Here is a 15,636-nt window from a genome sequence, read left to right as displayed (position 1 = left end):
TCAAAGGTCCTTCAGAACACGATAGGCGTGACGGTAGCGGGCGTGGCCTTGAGCCATCGCGTCCGCCAGCCGCGGGTCGGGAGATACGGTTTTGGCGATCGGCGGTTGCGTGGCAATTTCGGCACCTGCCCCGGTGCTGGCCATCCGGCCCAGCCGTGCAGCCCCCAAGGCGGCACCGAAATCACCGGCCTGCGGCACATCCAGTTCGATCCCAAGTGTGCAGGCCAGCATATCGAGCCAATGCGCGGATTTCGCGCCCCCGCCGAGCGCCAGCGCACGGGAGATGCGGGTCCCCGTCGCTGCGAGGGCATCGTGGCAATCGGCAAAGGCAAAGCTGACGCCTTGCAGCACCGCGCGGGCGGCTTCGGTCGCGTCTGTGGCATGTTCGAGGTTCAGGAACTGTCCGCGCACGGCGGCGTTGTTGTGCGGGGTGCGTTCGCCCCCCAGATACGGCAGGAACAAGGTCTTTCCCGGTGCCTGGACCTCGCCCAGATCGCGGGTCAGAACGGCGGCGGGCTGGCCGGTCAGATTGGACAGCCAATTCAGGGCGTCGGTCGCGGCAAGGATCACCCCCATCTGGTGCCATGTCTGCGGCACGGCATGGCAAAATGTGTGCACCGCCGTTGCCGGATCGGGCCGATACCCGTCGTTGGCCGCGAAAAGCACACCCGACGTACCAAGTGAGACAAACGCACTGCCGTCGCGCACGACCCCTGCCCCGATGCCGGCGGCCGCGTTATCGCCAGCCCCCCCTGCAACCACCATCTGCGGCAATCCGATATCCGCAGCGAGATCGGCGCGCAGCCGACCCGAAGGCGCCGATCCCTCCACAAGATCGGGCATCTGCGCACGCGCGAGCCCTGCATGCGCCAACAGGGCGTCGGACCAGTCCCGCGCGCCTGTGTCCAGCCACGCGGTCCCCGCCGCGTCCGACATCTCGGAGACATGCTCTCCGGTGAGGAAAAGCCGCAAGTAGTCCTTGGGCAGCAGGATTTTGGCGATTTGATCGAATACGCCGGGTTCATGCCTGCGCACCCATTCCACTTTGGGGGCGGTGAAGCCGGGGAAAACGATGTTGCCGGTCGTGTCCCGGAAAAGGGCCGTTACGTCCATTTCGGCGGCTTCGGCATGGCTGCGGGTGTCGTTCCAGAGCATGCACGGGCGCAACGGCCTGTCATCGGCACCGATCAGTGTCGCGCCATGCATGTGACCGGCCAGCCCCATGCCTTGCACTGCGCTGCAGTCGGCCTTGCTCGCCAAAGCGCGCAACGCCTGTGTCGCGGCCTCGCACCAGCTGTCAGGGTCCTGCTCCGACCAGCCGTCCTGCGCCCGCGTTACCGTCAGCGGCACACTATGCTCGGCCAATAGCGTCTCGTCATCCGACAACAGCACTGCCTTGAGCGAGGACGTCCCGAGATCAAGCCCGATAAAGCTCACGCGGCGGCCTTCGGGTTCTTGCCAAGGATGATCATCGACAGGATATCGTCCTCGGTGACATCCTCGACCCGCTCGGTGCCAACCATGCGGCCGTTTTTCATCACGGCCACCCGATCACACAAATCCATCATCTCGCGGGTGTCGTGGCTGATCAGGAAAATGCCGAGCCCCTGCTTTTTCAACTCCTGGATCAGTTCCGCCACCATCGCGGTTTCGTGCACGCCCAACGCGGCGGTCGGTTCGTCCATGATCAGGATTTTGGCATTGAAATACACCGCCCGCGCAATCGCGACAGATTGGCGCTGCCCCCCCGAAAGCGCGGAGACAGGTTCTTTCAGCTTTCGGAAATTGGGGTTGAGACGGGCCATGATCTTGCGGGTTTCGGCCTCCATCCGGTCATCGTCGACCAGACCGAGCCGGTTTGTCAGCTCCCGGCCCAGAAAGAGATTGCTTGCCGCATCCAGATTGTCGGCAAGCGCGAGCGTCTGGTAGATCGTTTCGATATTATGGTCGCGGGCATCACGGGGGGTGGTGATATGCGCGCGCTCCCCGTTGATGTAGATTTCGCCGCTGTCCATCTTGTAGGCGCCCGACAGCATCTTGATCAGCGTGGATTTGCCCGCGCCGTTGTGGCCCAGAAGGCCGACGACCTCGCCTGCGTTCAGGGAGATCGACACCTTGTCGACCGCCTGAACCCCGCCGAACGCGATCGAGACGTCTTTCATTTCAACCAATGGTGCGGACATCACTTACCCCCCAGACGCTTGCGGTACTGAATGTCGATAAACACCGCGAAAACCAGCACCGCACCCACGACGATGTTTTGCAGCGGCGCATCGACCCCGACCATCGCCATGCCCGACTGCAGCGATTGCATGATCAACGCGCCAAGGATCGCGCCATAGATCGTGCCGATGCCGCCTGACAATGCGGTTCCGCCGATCACGGCCGCGGCGATCACGCGCAGCTCGTCGAGCGTGCCCAGATCGTTTGAGTGGTTCGCCAAGCGGCTGGAGGCGACGACCGCCGCAATCGCGCAGAGCGCCCCCATCAGCGCAAAGATCTTGACCGTCAGGAACCGTGTGTTGATGCCCGACAATTCTGCCGCATCGGGGTTACCACCGGTGGCAAAGATATACCGCCCGAAACGCGTGCGCCGCGCGATCAGCGTCATGATCGCGGCAATGGCGATCAGCAAGAGTACCGAGATCGGCAACCCGTAGACTGGTGTGCAGCCTTCTGCGCTGGCGCAGCCGTATTTCGACGGATCCCGCGCCACGACCCTTTCGGGCACGCCGTAGCTGGTCAGGATTGCCACGAAACCGCCGATCGCCGCCACCGCGAGCGCGGCAAGCGTCACTTCCGCCCACATCGGTTTGACGGCGAACCCGTGCGCCTGCTTGACCCGGCGCGCGTTGAAGATTGCCACCAGCGTGAAGACCATCGCGGCGACGCCCACAGCCCAGCTGAGCGGTCCGCCCAGGGTCCCGTTGATGCCACCGAAGGTCATGAACGTCTTGTCGAGCGGGCCGATGGTCTGGCCCGCCGTCTGGTACCAGCCGACATTGCGCCAGATCAGGAAACCGCCCAGTGTCACAATGAAGGCCGGAATGCCCTGATACCCGACGAGCCAGCCGTTGAACGCACCGATCAGCGTGCCGAGGATCAGCCCCGCGGCAATGGCGATCCAGGGAATGGCCCAATGTCCGATTTCGAACCCGAAGGTCCCCGGCAGGATGCGCACCTGCGTCATCGCCATCAGCGCCGAACAGGCCGCCAGAACCGCGCCGACCGACAGATCGATGTGGCGGGTGACAATGATAAAGACCATGCCGGTCGCCATGATCGCCACGCTGACCGTCTGGATGGTAAGGTTGAAAATGTTACGCGGGGTCAGGAAACGCCCGTCTGTCAGCACGTTAAAGACCAGTGCCACCAGAACAAACGCCCCGATCATGCCAAGCAGGCGCGTGTCCAATTCAAGCTGTTGGAATAGGCCGCGTTTGGCGGTGGCCGGTGCCGTGGTATCTGCGGTGTCTGACATGAAGCTGCTCCTGTCGGCGCCGCCTCGACCGGGGCGCAGGGTGACATCATCGAAAAAGGGAAAACAGTCAAAGCGTCCGGCCCGCCCGAAGATAGCGGACCGGACGAGGGAGAACCCTTAGCTACAGGGTGCCGGACCGCCCGACACGCCTTGGCACAGCTTGTCTTTCTCGATCCAGCCGGCATCGACGACAGCCGACAGGTTGTCCGCGGTCACAGGGACCGGCGCGAGGAACTTGGCCGTCATGGTGGTGCCGCCGGGCGACGTCCACTCGGACGCACCGTCGACCGCGCTCATGTCGCCATCGCTCTTGGCCAGCGAAACGGCGATTTCACCTGCGGCCTTGCCCAATTCGCGTGCATCCTTCCACACAGATACGGTCTGCGTGCCCAAGGCCACCCGGTTCAGCGCGGCGTGATCGCCGTCCTGTCCCGATACAGGGATGCCTTCCATGCCCTGTGCCGTGAGTGCAGCAACTACACCGCCCGCGGTGCCATCGTTGGAGGCCACAACCGCATCAACGCCGTTGTCGTTGGCCGTCAGGATCTGCTCCATGTTGCGCTGCGCATTCGCAGGCAGCCAGCCATCGGTATAGGCTTCGTCGACGATGGTAATGTCACCGGCGTCAATCGCGGCCTGCAGCACTTCTTGCTGGCCACCGCGCAGGAAATCGGCGTTGGGATCGGTGGGCGAGCCCTTGATCATGACATAACGGCCCTTTGGTGCGGCCTCTAGCACGGCGCGTGCCTGCATCCGGCCCACTTCGACATTGTCGAACGTCAGGTAGAATGCGCGGGGATCTTCGATCAGGCGGTCATAGCCAACCACCGGAATGCCTTCGGCAGCGGCGGCATCCACGGCCGGACCGATCGCTGCGCTGTCTTGGGCGAGGATAATCAGGGCATCAACACCCTGTGCGATCAGGCTCTCGACATCCGACAGCTGCTTGGCCGAAGAAGACTGCGCGTCTGCAGAGACATACGTCGCACCGGCCGCTTCCAACGCGCCCTTGATCGCCGCTTCATCGGTTTTCCAGCGCTCTTCTTGAAAGTTCGACCAGCTGACGCCGACCGTCACCGCATGCCCGTCGGCATAGGCCACTGTCGCGCCGAAAGATGCAGTAGCCACAGCCGCTGCCATAAACAGTTTTTTCATGAGTTCCTCCCAGTGGTTTTCTGCCGTCTTGGGGCAGAGGCCGAGTCACTTTGCCCGGTTGCCCCAGCGTCCTACGATTTATTTTAGTTGTCAAAATAAAAAATGGACAACCGGCGAATTACATCGCTAGAAACGGAAGTGTGGCGCAGATTTTCCGCCGGATCGTCGCTGTGGCGATGCTGCAGTGCAGAATTAATTTTAGGGATTGAACTATTGGCCGACACCGCCCCGTCCCCGACCGAAACAGTCGACCAAGGATGCGGACCCCTGCTGCACGATACCCGCGGCGGTGCGCGCTCGCTCCGGCAGTTGGTGTTTGAATTCATCCGCGCCCGCGGGACGGCAGCGCGTGCAGATATCACCCGCAATCTGGGCATTTCGGCCGGTTCGGTGACCACGCTGACCGCCGATCTTATCGGTCAGGGATACCTGCGCGAAGTCGAAGGCCCGGCGCGCGAGCACGGACGCGGACGCCCGCGTGTTGCGCTCGAGGTGGTGCCGGATGCCGGCCACGTCATCGGGATCAAGCTGGCCTTCAAACGCCATTCTGCGGTTCTGACGGACTTTGCGGGCAACATCGTGGCCGAAGCCGCCCTGCCCGCCACCGACCACCGCCGCAGTCTCGACGCGCTGATGGCCGAGATCGACGCGTTGATGGCGGAACTGCTTGCGACAGTGCCCGCACCTGCCCCGCGGATCGACGCTGTAGGCATTGGCATGCCCGGTATCATAGACCATGTGAGCGGCACGGTTGTCTGGTCATCCCTGCTCGCGGAGCGCGATCAGGATCTGGGCCGTGCCTTTACCGCGCGCCACGATATGCCGCTCGTGCTCGACAATGACGCCAACCTGCTGACGTTGGCAGAGCTGTGGTTCGGTGCGGGGCGCGCCAAATCCGATTTTGCCGTTGTCACGATCGAAAGCGGTGTGGGCATGGGGCTCGTCCTTGGCAACCAACTCTACCGCGGCGCCCGCGGCATGGGGCTGGAGCTTGGGCACACCAAGGTCCAGTTGGATGGCGCGCTGTGCAGATGCGGGCAGCGCGGCTGTCTGGAGGCCTATCTGGCGGATTATGCCCTCACCCGCGAGGCCGCAACGGCCCTGGACCGCGGTGTCGACAGCGCACAGTCGCCCGAAGAAATCATGGAGACGCTTTTCCAACAGGCCAAGGCGGGCCACAGCGCGGCCGAAACGATCTTTCGCCGCGCGGGGCGCTATCTGTCCTTGGGGTTGTCGAATGTGATCCAGTTGTTTGATCCGGGCCTCATCATCCTGTCGGGCGAACGGATGCAATACGACTATCTCTATGCCGAGGACGTGCTGCACGAAATGCAACAGCTGACCCTCAAGGAAGGCCGCACGCCCTGCAAGGTGGCGATCCACGCGTGGGGCGATCTGGTCTGGGCGCGCGGGGCAACGGCGCTGGCGCTGTCGGCGCTTACCGATACGTTGATCGGTGGCGAGAGTGCGTCGGCGTGAAGGTTGCGGTTGCAGCAGTGCTGGTCACGGCGGGCATGGCGCAGGCCGGTCCGGTCTTTACCGATCAATCACATACCCTGCCCGCGCATGCGTACACCGGGGGGTGGGAGCATTTTGTCGGCGGCGGCGTTGCGGTTTTCGACTGCAACGGTGATGCGCTGCCGGATATTTTTGCGGCGGGCGGTGCGGATCCGGCGAAACTGATCATCAACACCGGCGCATTTTCCTTCGCCGCGGGCGCGATCCCTGACCTGACCGGTGTCACGGGGGCCTATCCGATCGATATGAACGCGGACGGGCACACCGATCTGTTCATCCTGCGTTCGGGCGCGAATGTGGTGCTGAGCGGGGGGCCGGACTGCTTGTTCACCGATGCGACCCGTGCGTGGGGCGTGCCCATAGACAACAAATGGAGCACCGCGTTTTCGGCATGGTGGGACGCAGGGCAAGAGCACCCCACAATGGCGGTTGGAAACTATGTCGACCGCGACGATCCCGATGGCCCGTTCGAGAGCTGCGACGACAACACGCTGCTGCGCCCCGCCGATGACGGATACATGGCCGCCCCTTTGCAACCGGGGTTTTGCCCCTTGTCCATGCTTGCCGCGCGCGACGCGTCGGGGGCCATGCGGCTGCGCGTGTCGAACGACCGCCATTACTACGTCAAGGACGGCTTCGAACAGATGTGGGACATAGGTGAAGAACGCTTTCTAACCCAAAGCGATGGCTGGGAAAAAGTTGCCCTCTGGGGGATGGGAATTGCCAGCCGTGACGTCACTGGCGACGGGCGCGACGAGGTGATGCTGACCTCGATGGGCGATCAGGTGCTGCAGATTGCCCAATCCGACGGGACCTATGCCGCCGCGCCCTATTCTGTCGGAACCTACGCTCAGCGCCCGCATGTCGGCGGCGATGGGCGACCCTCCACCGGATGGCACGCGGAATTCGGCGACATCGACAACGACGGGCGCGCCGATCTGTTCATCGCCAAGGGCAACGTGGACCAGATGCCGGGCATGGCGACGCGAGATCCCAACAATCTGCTGATGCAGCGGCCCGACGGCACCTTCAACGAAGCGTCCGCTGACGCGGGTGTGGCCAGCACCGCCCGCAGCCGTGGCGGCGCGTTGGTCGATTTCGACGGTGACGGCCGGCTTGATCTGCTGGTGTCAAACCGCCGCGCGCCGCTCGAGCTTTACCGAAACGAGACAGCGGACACCGGTCACTGGCTCCGCATCGTGCTGCGGCAACAGGGTGGCAACCGCGATGCCATTGGAGCCATCGTCACGCTCGCCGGGCAAACCCTGCAGCACACCATCGGCGGCGGGCATGCGGGCGGGCAGCTTTTCGGTCTGCATGTGGGCCTTGGCGCACTGTCGACGGTGGACGTGACGGTGACCTGGCCCGATGGCACACGGTCGGTTCACAGTGTTGATGCCGACAGGGCGGTGACACTGCACAAACCCTAGGGCACCGGCAATCCGCTCGGCACGCTTTGCGGCACACCCAACCTGCCCTCCACGGCCGCCGGATCGGTCAGCGTCTCCAGAAACGCCAGAATTGCCGCGACGTCTTCGCGGTTCAGATCGACGGGTGCGGCGGTGACTGCCCGTGCAATGGCGGCGACTTCTTCGGCGTTTTCCATTATGGTGAAATCGCCCGCGGACGGGTCGATCAACGTCAGCTGTGCGGGCGTGAACCGCGCAAGACCCGCGCGCGGGTTTGCGTGATCGCGAATGAACTGCGCCAGATCGCGGTGTGCCCCTGCGTGACCATAGGGCGCGGTCAGCGCCACATTACGCAGGCTCGGCGTGCGGAACGCAAACAGGTCGGCCGGATCCCCGGTCACCCGAAACCGGCCCTCATCGCGCTGGTGTTGCTGGAAGGTTGCGGCCTTGCCGGGCCCGATCTGCGGCGCGGCCATTGCGTGAAATCCGTGATCCGTAAGGAACGGGCCGCTGTGACAGCCCCCACATCCCGCCGCGCCGTAAAACAGGTCCGCTCCCCGCGCGGCCGAACCCTCAAACTGCGCATCGCCGCGCAAAACGGCATCGAATGGCGCGGTGTCCGAGCGCCACTCAACCGCCATGAACCCCGCAATTGCGTTCGAAATATCGGTAAAACCAATGTCTTCGGGCGCCGATATGTGGGGATAGACGGCTTTAAAACGATCCGCGTAGGCCGGTATTGCCGACACACGGCGGGCCAGCTGGTCCCAGGCTCCACCCGGACCGGTGATGCGCCCCTGTCGCACCGCGCGCGCCACATCGTTTTCGTTGTAGGAGCCTGCCATCTCATCACGGCTCAGCACGGGGAACATGGTCTGCGCCGACAGGACAGAGGCGAACCCCGCCACCATATCCGCATCCATCGGCGTGCGTATGCCACCGGGCTGCCCGGCGTCGGCTTCCAGCCGCCCGTCGTGGAACATCACGGTAAATTCGGCCGCGCCCAGATTGAACAGCGCTGGCGCGTTGCGCGGAATACGCTTTTCGGGCGGATTGTCGGGATCGGCCCTGCGCGCGGGCCCAAGCCCGATCCCCCCATCCCCGAAGGACAGCGCAACACCGTCGCCGGTGGCAAATTTCGGATGGTGACAGGTGGCACAGGCAACCGTCTTGTTGCCCGACAGGATCGGATCGTAGAAGAGCAACTGGCCCAGTTCCGCCTCCGCTGCGGGAACGGGCGCATAATCGGCATCGGTCACGGCGCGCGGCAGAACGCCACCGGCGTGCACACCCTGCGTCGCAGCCGCCATTACCAGCATGAATACAAGCAATTTCATAGATTTATACCGCGCTCCTCATCCCGCAAAACTCTACCGCAAAACCCGTATTGCAGGCGAGTCATTCTTTTGCCCAACCCACTTTCCCCGCTGGGATCGTCCGCGTAAACTGTGCCCATGTCCACGCCCCTGACCGAGATCCGAAACATCGGGCCCGCCTTTGCCGCACAGGCCGAAGCCGCCGGCATCCACAGCGCCGAAGCGCTGCGCGCATTGGGCGCGGACGAGGCCTAGGCGCGCATGCTGAAAGCGGGCACAAAGCCCCATTTCATCGGCTACTACGTACTGGTATGGCGTTGCAGGGCCGCCCGTGGAACGACTGCAAAGGGGCGGAAAAAACCGCGCTGCGCAAACGCTTCGATGCGATCAAGGCGGCAGCGCACGACCCCAAGACATCCGAGTTCGAACGGATGATGGATTTGATCGGTGTGCGCGACAGCCCTTGATCACGGTCGCCTGCGCCACAGGTTAGACTGGATGGACACTGACCATCCAGATCTCGTCCGCCTGCGCAAACTCGCCCACCGCATGGATACCGCTTTCCGACTGCCGATCGTCGGCGTGCGGGTGGGGTGGGATTCCGTATTGGGGCTGGTGCCGGGGATCGGGGATGTGCTCGCGCTGGCGCCTGCCGGCTATATCGTTAAGGAATCGTACCGGTTGGGCGCACCGCCGAGCGTGCTGGCCAAGATGGGGCTGAACATCGGGATAGACACCGCCATCGGCGCGATCCCCGTTCTGGGCGATCTGTTCGACGTCGGGTGGAAGGCAAATACCCGCAACGTCGAATTGCTGCACCGCCATGTCGCGGCGCAATCGGCCACGAAAAAGGGCGACCCAAAGGCCGCCCCCTATCCGGACAGTCAAGACAGTCAGGCTTAGCCGACCAGTTCGAGACCGGAGAAGAAGTACGCGATTTCGACCGCGGCTGTTTCTGGCGCGTCGGAGCCGTGGACGGAGTTTTCGCCAACGGATTCGGCGAATTCAGCGCGGATTGTGCCCGCTTCGGCGTCCGCAGGGTTGGTCGCACCCATGACTTCGCGGTTTTTGGCAATGGCGCCTTCACCTTCGAGAACCTGTGCCACGATCGGGGCGGAGGCCATGAATTCGCACAGTTCGTCGTAGAAAGGACGCTCTGCGTGAACGGCATAGAAAGCGCCCGCTTGCGCCTTGGTCAGGTGGATGCGCTTTTGCGCAACGATCCGCAGACCGGCGTCTTCGAATTTCTTGTTGATAGCGCCCGTCAGGTTGCGGCGGGTTGCATCGGGCTTGATGATCGAGAATGTGCGCTCAAGAGCCATGGGTCGTCTCCTTGGGTGTGATTTGCGCGCCTCCTAACACGCGGTCCGCCACATGAAAAGCGGCGATTGACGGGGGCGCGTGCATGGTCCACACCGCGCCCATGTTACGCATCTCAGAAATCTCGTATTCCGTCGAAGGCCGCCCGCTGTTCGACGAGGCATCCGCCACCATTCCCGAAGGCCACAAGGTGGGTCTGGTCGGGCGCAACGGTGCGGGCAAGACCACGCTGTTCCGCATCATCCGCGGCGAATTGGGGCTGGACGGTGGTGATATTTCGCTGCCCAGCCGCGCCCGCATCGGGGGCGTCGCACAGGAAGTGCCGTCATCCGACGTGTCGCTGATCGACACGGTGCTGGCCGCCGACATCGAACGGGCGGGCCTTCTGGCCGAGGCGGAAACCGCGACCGACCCGGGCCGCATCGCCGATATCCAGTCGCGGCTTGCCGATATTGACGCGTGGAGTGCCGAAGGCCGCGCCGCCAGCATCCTCAAGGGTCTGGGGTTCGATGACGACGACCAACAGCAGCCCTGCTCGGCGTACTCTGGTGGCTGGCGGATGCGCGTGGCCTTGGCCGGCGTGCTGTTTGCCCAGCCCGATCTGTTGCTCCTCGACGAGCCGACGAACTATCTCGATCTCGAAGGGGCGCTTTGGCTCGAACAATATCTCGCCAAATACCCGCACACGGTCATCATCATCAGCCACGACCGCGGCCTGCTGAACCGCGCGGTGGGGGGTATTTTGCACCTCGAGGACCGCAAGCTGACCTATTATCAGGGCCCCTATGACCAGTTCGCCCGTCAACGCGCCGAGCGCCGCGCGGTGCAGGCCGCGATGGCCAAAAAGCAGCAGGCCCGCAAGGACCACATGCAGGCCTTTGTCGATCGCTTCAAGGCCAAGGCCTCGAAGGCCAAACAGGCCCAATCCCGTCTCAAGATGATCGAAAAGATGGACATGATCACGCCCCCTGAAGAAGCGGCGCGCAAGGTGTTCACCTTCCCCGAACCCGAAGAACTGTCGCCACCGATCATCAGCATCGAGGGCGGATCGACGGGATACGACGCGGACACGCCCGTGCTGTCGCGGCTTGACCTGCGCATCGATCAGGACGACCGCATCGCCCTGTTGGGCAAGAACGGACAGGGCAAATCCACGCTCTCCAAACTGCTGTCGAACCGGCTGGTTCTGTTCAACGGCAAGGCCATCATCGCCAACAAGCTGCGCATCGGTTTTTTCGCGCAGCATCAGGTCGACGAGTTGATGATCGACGAGACCCCGTTGCAGCACATGATTTCGGCGCGCCCCGGCATCATGCCGTCCAAACTGCGCGCACAGCTGGCAGGCTTCGGGCTGGGCCCGGATCAGGCCGAAACCGAAGTCGGGCGGCTGTCGGGCGGCCAGAAGGCGCGCCTGTCGCTGTTGCTGGCAACGCTTGACGCGCCGCATCTGCTGATCCTCGATGAGCCTACAAACCACCTCGACATCGAAAGCCGCGAGGCGCTGGTCGAGGCGCTGACCCGCTATTCGGGTGCGGTGATCCTTGTCAGCCACGACATGCATCTCTTGTCGATGGTGGCGGACCGCCTTTGGCTGGTGTCGAACGGCACGGTAAAACCCTACGACGACGATCTGGAATCCTATCGCAAGATGCTGCTGACGGTCGAAAAACCGGTCAGCAAGAATGCCAAACCCAAGGCAGAAGCCCCAAAGGCGAAGCGCGCCACCCGCGACGAAATCCTTGCCCTGCGGTCGGACGTGCGCAAATCCGAGGCCCGCGTGGCCAAGATCAACGAGATGCGCGACAAGCTGGCCAAGAAGCTCGCCGATCCCGCGCTTTACGAGAACGACAAGGTCGGCGAACTTGAGGTCTGGAACAAGAAGTATGCCGAAGTCATGGAGGCGCTCGACCGGGCCGAGGCCCTCTGGATGGGCGCCCTCGAAAAGCTTGAAAAGGCAGAGCACCCATGATGTTTGACACAGCCTATATGATCACGGCGCTGGTGACGATGTTTGTCGTCATCGACCCGATTGCGATCGCGCCCGTGTTTCTGGCGCTGACGCCCGGCATGACAGACGCACAGCGCGCGCGCATCGCACATCGCGCGGTTCTGGTGGCGGGTTTTGTGCTGACGCTTTTCGCCTTTCTGGGCGAGGCGGTTCTGGGCTTTATCGGCATTTCCATGGCCGCGTTCCGTGTGGCGGGCGGTATTCTGCTGTTCCTCACCGCGCTCGACATGCTGTCGGAAAAACGCACCAAGCGCCGGGAGGGCCGCACGGCGGAGCACGAAGCGGACGAAGACCACGACGACCCATCCGTGTTTCCCCTCGCTATCCCGCTGTTGGCGGGCCCCGGCGCCATTGCATCGGTGATCCTGCTGACGGGTGAAAAGCCCGGGGGCGAAGGTCTGATCACCGTGCTGGGTGTCACGGCGCTCACGCTTGTGGCGATGGTCATTACCCTGCGCATGTCAGGCAGGCTCGAGCGCGTGATGGGCAAGGTCGCGATCAACGTGTTTACGCGTATTCTGGGCATGCTGCTGGCCGCACTTTCGGTGCAATTTGTATTCGACGGTCTTGCCGAATTCGGATTTGTGGCAGGCGCAGGCTGAAATCACGCGGCCCTCCCCTATATTCCTCAGCACCATGAGGAGAGACCGATGACGTCCGATGACACCGCCAGCCTGATCTACCTCGCGCTTCTAGGCGTGGGCATCGCGGGTTGGTTCCTGATCTCCAGCCGCGACGGCATGGGCAAGATGCTGCAGCAGGCGATGATCTGGGGATTTATCTTTCTGGGTGTGGTCGCGGCCTACGGGCTTTGGAACGATATCGAACGCACAACGATGCGCAACCAGATCAGCCAGATCGGTCAGGGGCAGATCGCGGTTCCACGCCAACCGGACGGGCATTATTACCTGACCCTGTCGCTCAATGACACGCCGGTGCGTTTTGTGGTCGACACAGGGGCCAGCGAAATGGTGCTGACCCGCGCCGATGCCGCCCGCGCCGGTCTGGACCCCGACAGCCTGAACTATATCGGCGTCGCCAACACCGCCAACGGCCAGGTCCGAACCGCACCTGTCAGCATCGGCACCGTGCGTCTGGGCGATGTGACCGATACAAACGTGCGGGCGTCGGTCAACAGCGGTGACATGAACGGCTCGCTGCTGGGCATGGGGTATCTGGAACGCTGGGGCCGGATCGAAATTGCCAATGGCGAACTGGTGCTGACCCGCTAGCGTGACGCTCGCTTAATCGCAGCCGAACACAACGGCCGCGTCCGTGACATAAACGGGATCGGTGCATTTATCGGGCGCAGACCGCATCGCCGCCCCGACAACGGGCAACAGACACAGCAAGATCAAGGCAATACAACGCGACATCCGAACCACTCCACCGGGGTCATGGTGTATGATACGGGTGGGCGGCGGAACTCCGTCGCTCAGCTTTGCGCCTTTTTCTCCCATCGTCCCGATTCTTCGGACCAGTACTGCGCCGAGGCACCTGCCCCGGTGAGCGTTTTCCATTGGCTGCGCGCGTGTCCCAAGGCGGCTTCGTCGTGCCCGTCGAACAGGATGCAGACCCGCTCGAACGCCGCGACCTCGGGGGCGCTGACGTCCGCGGCATGCACGACCATCAGGCACTGGGCACCGTTGGCCGAAATGTCGCCCGTTCCCATCAGCACAGGCTGCTGCGCGTCATGCGGACCACCGGCCATGCCATGCGGCAAGAACCCGTCTTCGGGACGCAGCCAAAGCGCCTCGTCCAGTTGTTCGAGCGCGGCGGTGTCGGTGCCGCGCACCGCGACACGCCAGCCGTTTGCCAGCGATTTTTCCAGCAGCATGCGCAACGTGTCGACCAAGGGCCGCTGCGTCAGGTGATAGAACATGGCCGCGCCCATTGCGATCACTCGGTCTCGTAGTTGTCCGCCACAAGCCGGTTGAGAGCGGCCACGCCCCAACCGGTGGCCCCGGCAGGTGCCAATGCGGTTTCGGATTTGACCGATGCGACACCGGCGATATCGAGGTGGATCCACGGGCAGTCGTCTTTCACGAAACGCTGCAGGAACTGCGCGGCCGTGATCGACCCTGCCGGGCGGCCGCCGACGTTTTTCATATCGGCAATCCGGCTCTTGATCTGTTTGTCATAAGCGGTGCCCAGCGGCATCCGCCACGCGCCTTCGTGCTCGGCTTCTGCCGCTTTCAGGAACGTGCCGCAGAAATCGTCATTGTTGGAGAAAACGCCCGCGTTCTCGTGGCCCAGACCGATGATGATCGCACCCGTCAGCGTGGCAAGATCGACCATGGCGGCGGGTTTGAAGGTTTCCTGCGCGTACCACATCACATCGCACAGCACCAAGCGGCCCTCGGCGTCGGTGTTGATGATCTCAACCGTGTCGCCCTTCATGGAGGTGATGACGTCGCCGGGGCGCGTGGCGTTGCCCGATGGCATGTTTTCGACCAGCCCGACCAGCCCGACCACATTGGCCTTGGCGCCGCGCAATGCCAGCGCCCGCATGGTGCCCGCGACCACCGCAGAGCCGCCCATGTCCATCGTCATGTCTTCCATGCCGCCCGCGGGTTTCAGGCTGATGCCGCCGGTGTCGAACACAACGCCCTTGCCGACCAGCGCCAGCGGGGCCGCGTCCTTTTCTCCGCCGTCCCAGCGCATCACGACGGTGTAGGAGGGGCTGTCACTGCCCTGCCCCACGGACAGCAGCGTGCGCATGCCCAGCTTTTCCATCGCCGCCTCGTCGAGCACCTCGATCTTGAGCCCGAGGCTCTCCATCTCGCGCAGCCGTTCCATGTAGTTGGTGGTGGTCAGCACATTGGCGGGTTCATTGGTCAGGTCCCGCGTCATATGGGCCCCTTCGGCCACGGCCATCAGCGGGGCCGCGGCGGCCTCCAGCTCGGATGACTTGGCGTGCATCACGGTATAGCTGCCGTCGGCGCTTTCCTTGCCCGTCTTGTGGTTGTCGAAAGTATAGTCGCGCATGGCAAGACCGAAGCAGAGCTCTTCTGGGCGCCGCAATGGACCGGCAAGCACGAGCATGTCGCCCTTGCCCGCCCGCGCCTTGGCCACCGCGGCACCGGCGCGCCGCGCCGCTTTCGACTTTGCCGCGCGTTCGATCCGGATCACGTGGACCGCATCCGCCGCCATGCCGACCGGATAGGCCAGCGTGACCGCGTCCCCATCGCTCAGCTTGCCCCAGCGCGGCGTATCGAGCAGACGCGCCACCGCCCCCTTGGTCAGCTTGTTGACCCGCCGCGCCCCGGGATCCATCCGGCCCTCGCCATCCACGCAAATCGCCACCTTCCCTGTGAAATCGGCAATGGCGTCAATGTCGGTGTCGGTGAAGGAAACGGGGGTCAATGTCATCGGAGATGCCTCTTGCAACTGAAGTGTTCCATCAGACCTAGCGCGGCACGCGGGCTA

Annotated in this window: 15 protein-coding genes and 1 pseudogene; 7 read left to right on the top strand and 9 right to left on the bottom strand. The window is 63.5% G+C overall.

Going from position 1 to position 15,636, the window contains the following annotated elements:
* The 4 genes from xylB to xylF all read right to left on the bottom strand — a co-directional run bounded on the left by xylB (position 1) and on the right by xylF (position 4,636).
* On the bottom strand, positions 1-1,437 hold the full coding sequence (gene xylB / locus K3756_RS07840; protein WP_259992781.1) for a xylulokinase: 1,437 nt from the start codon (positions 1,435-1,437) through the stop codon (positions 1-3).
* A complete protein-coding gene (locus tag K3756_RS07835) occupies positions 1,434-2,183 on the bottom strand; it encodes an ATP-binding cassette domain-containing protein (protein ID WP_259992773.1) in 750 nt (249 codons plus the stop codon). Before K3756_RS07835 ends, xylB begins: the two co-directional genes overlap by 4 nt.
* Positions 2,183-3,481, bottom strand: coding sequence for a sugar ABC transporter permease (locus K3756_RS07830; RefSeq protein ID WP_259992764.1), 1,299 nt, complete (start codon positions 3,479-3,481; stop codon positions 2,183-2,185). The genes K3756_RS07835 and K3756_RS07830 overlap by 1 nt, the downstream gene beginning before the upstream one ends.
* Before the next feature lie 117 nt (positions 3,482-3,598).
* Positions 3,599-4,636 carry a D-xylose ABC transporter substrate-binding protein gene (gene xylF, locus K3756_RS07825; RefSeq protein WP_259992762.1) on the bottom strand — a complete coding sequence of 346 codons (1,038 nt, stop codon included), beginning with the start codon at positions 4,634-4,636 and terminating at the stop codon, positions 3,599-3,601.
* Positions 4,637-4,849: 213 nt separating this feature from the next.
* On the opposite strand from xylF, the gene K3756_RS07820 reads away from it, so the two are divergent.
* Positions 4,850-6,115 carry an ROK family protein gene (locus K3756_RS07820; RefSeq protein ID WP_259992752.1) on the top strand — a complete coding sequence of 422 codons (1,266 nt, stop codon included), beginning with the start codon at positions 4,850-4,852 and terminating at the stop codon, positions 6,113-6,115.
* Between the two features lie 35 nt (positions 6,116-6,150).
* The gene (locus K3756_RS07815; RefSeq protein WP_259993522.1) at positions 6,151-7,584 is read left to right on the top strand and encodes a CRTAC1 family protein; all 1,434 of its coding nucleotides are present in this window, start codon (positions 6,151-6,153) and stop codon (positions 7,582-7,584) included.
* Here K3756_RS07815 and K3756_RS07810 read toward each other — a convergent pair.
* Entirely contained in the window at positions 7,581-8,900 is a 1,320-nt protein-coding gene (locus K3756_RS07810) for a cytochrome-c peroxidase (protein ID WP_409202426.1), read from the bottom strand. The genes K3756_RS07815 and K3756_RS07810 overlap by 4 nt on opposite strands.
* 117 nt (positions 8,901-9,017) lie before the next feature.
* Here K3756_RS07810 and K3756_RS07805 point away from each other — a divergent pair.
* Together K3756_RS07805 and K3756_RS07800 are read left to right on the top strand one after the other, a co-directional pair.
* Positions 9,018-9,346, top strand: a pseudogene (locus tag K3756_RS07805) (TfoX/Sxy family DNA transformation protein).
* Positions 9,347-9,377: 31 nt separating this feature from the next.
* A complete protein-coding gene (locus K3756_RS07800; RefSeq protein ID WP_259992750.1) occupies positions 9,378-9,782 on the top strand; it encodes a DUF4112 domain-containing protein in 405 nt (134 codons plus the stop codon).
* Here K3756_RS07800 and ndk read toward each other — a convergent pair.
* On the bottom strand, positions 9,779-10,201 hold the full coding sequence (gene ndk / locus K3756_RS07795) for a nucleoside-diphosphate kinase (protein ID WP_259992748.1): 423 nt from the start codon (positions 10,199-10,201) through the stop codon (positions 9,779-9,781). The genes K3756_RS07800 and ndk overlap by 4 nt on opposite strands.
* 101 nt (positions 10,202-10,302) lie before the next feature.
* Here ndk and K3756_RS07790 point away from each other — a divergent pair, with 101 nt between their 5' ends.
* Genes K3756_RS07790 through K3756_RS07780 form a run of 3 tightly spaced genes read left to right on the top strand, consistent with a single transcriptional unit; the run spans position 10,303 to position 13,439 of the window.
* Positions 10,303-12,168 (top strand): ABC-F family ATP-binding cassette domain-containing protein, encoded by a 1,866-nt coding sequence (locus K3756_RS07790; RefSeq protein WP_259993520.1) that lies wholly within the window; start codon positions 10,303-10,305, stop codon positions 12,166-12,168.
* Positions 12,165-12,809, top strand: coding sequence for a MarC family protein (locus tag K3756_RS07785; protein WP_259992747.1), 645 nt, complete (start codon positions 12,165-12,167; stop codon positions 12,807-12,809). The genes K3756_RS07790 and K3756_RS07785 overlap by 4 nt, the downstream gene beginning before the upstream one ends.
* A gap of 48 nt (positions 12,810-12,857) precedes the next feature.
* Positions 12,858-13,439, top strand: a complete 582-nt coding sequence (locus K3756_RS07780) for a TIGR02281 family clan AA aspartic protease (protein ID WP_259992745.1) — start codon at positions 12,858-12,860, stop codon at positions 13,437-13,439.
* Between the two features lie 12 nt (positions 13,440-13,451).
* Here the strand turns inward: K3756_RS07780 and K3756_RS07775 are convergent, their stop codons facing one another.
* From K3756_RS07775 to K3756_RS07765, 3 genes are read right to left on the bottom strand one after another with little or no spacing between them, the layout of a single operon-like run.
* Positions 13,452-13,583 carry a hypothetical protein gene (locus tag K3756_RS07775; protein WP_259992737.1) on the bottom strand — a complete coding sequence of 44 codons (132 nt, stop codon included), beginning with the start codon at positions 13,581-13,583 and terminating at the stop codon, positions 13,452-13,454.
* Positions 13,584-13,642: 59 nt separating this feature from the next.
* A complete protein-coding gene (locus tag K3756_RS07770) occupies positions 13,643-14,101 on the bottom strand; it encodes a DNA polymerase III subunit chi (protein WP_259993519.1) in 459 nt (152 codons plus the stop codon).
* A gap of 5 nt (positions 14,102-14,106) precedes the next feature.
* On the bottom strand, positions 14,107-15,579 hold the full coding sequence (locus K3756_RS07765; RefSeq protein ID WP_259992736.1) for a leucyl aminopeptidase: 1,473 nt from the start codon (positions 15,577-15,579) through the stop codon (positions 14,107-14,109).
* Positions 15,580-15,636 lie beyond the last annotated feature (57 nt).

Origin of the sequence: Sulfitobacter sp. S190 (genome assembly GCF_025141935.1) — a bacterium.
In the GTDB taxonomy this organism is placed as follows: Bacteria; Pseudomonadota; Alphaproteobacteria; order Rhodobacterales; family Rhodobacteraceae; genus Sulfitobacter.
Note: the sequence above shows the minus strand (reverse complement) of the source record. Positions and strands in the feature narration are given on the sequence as shown.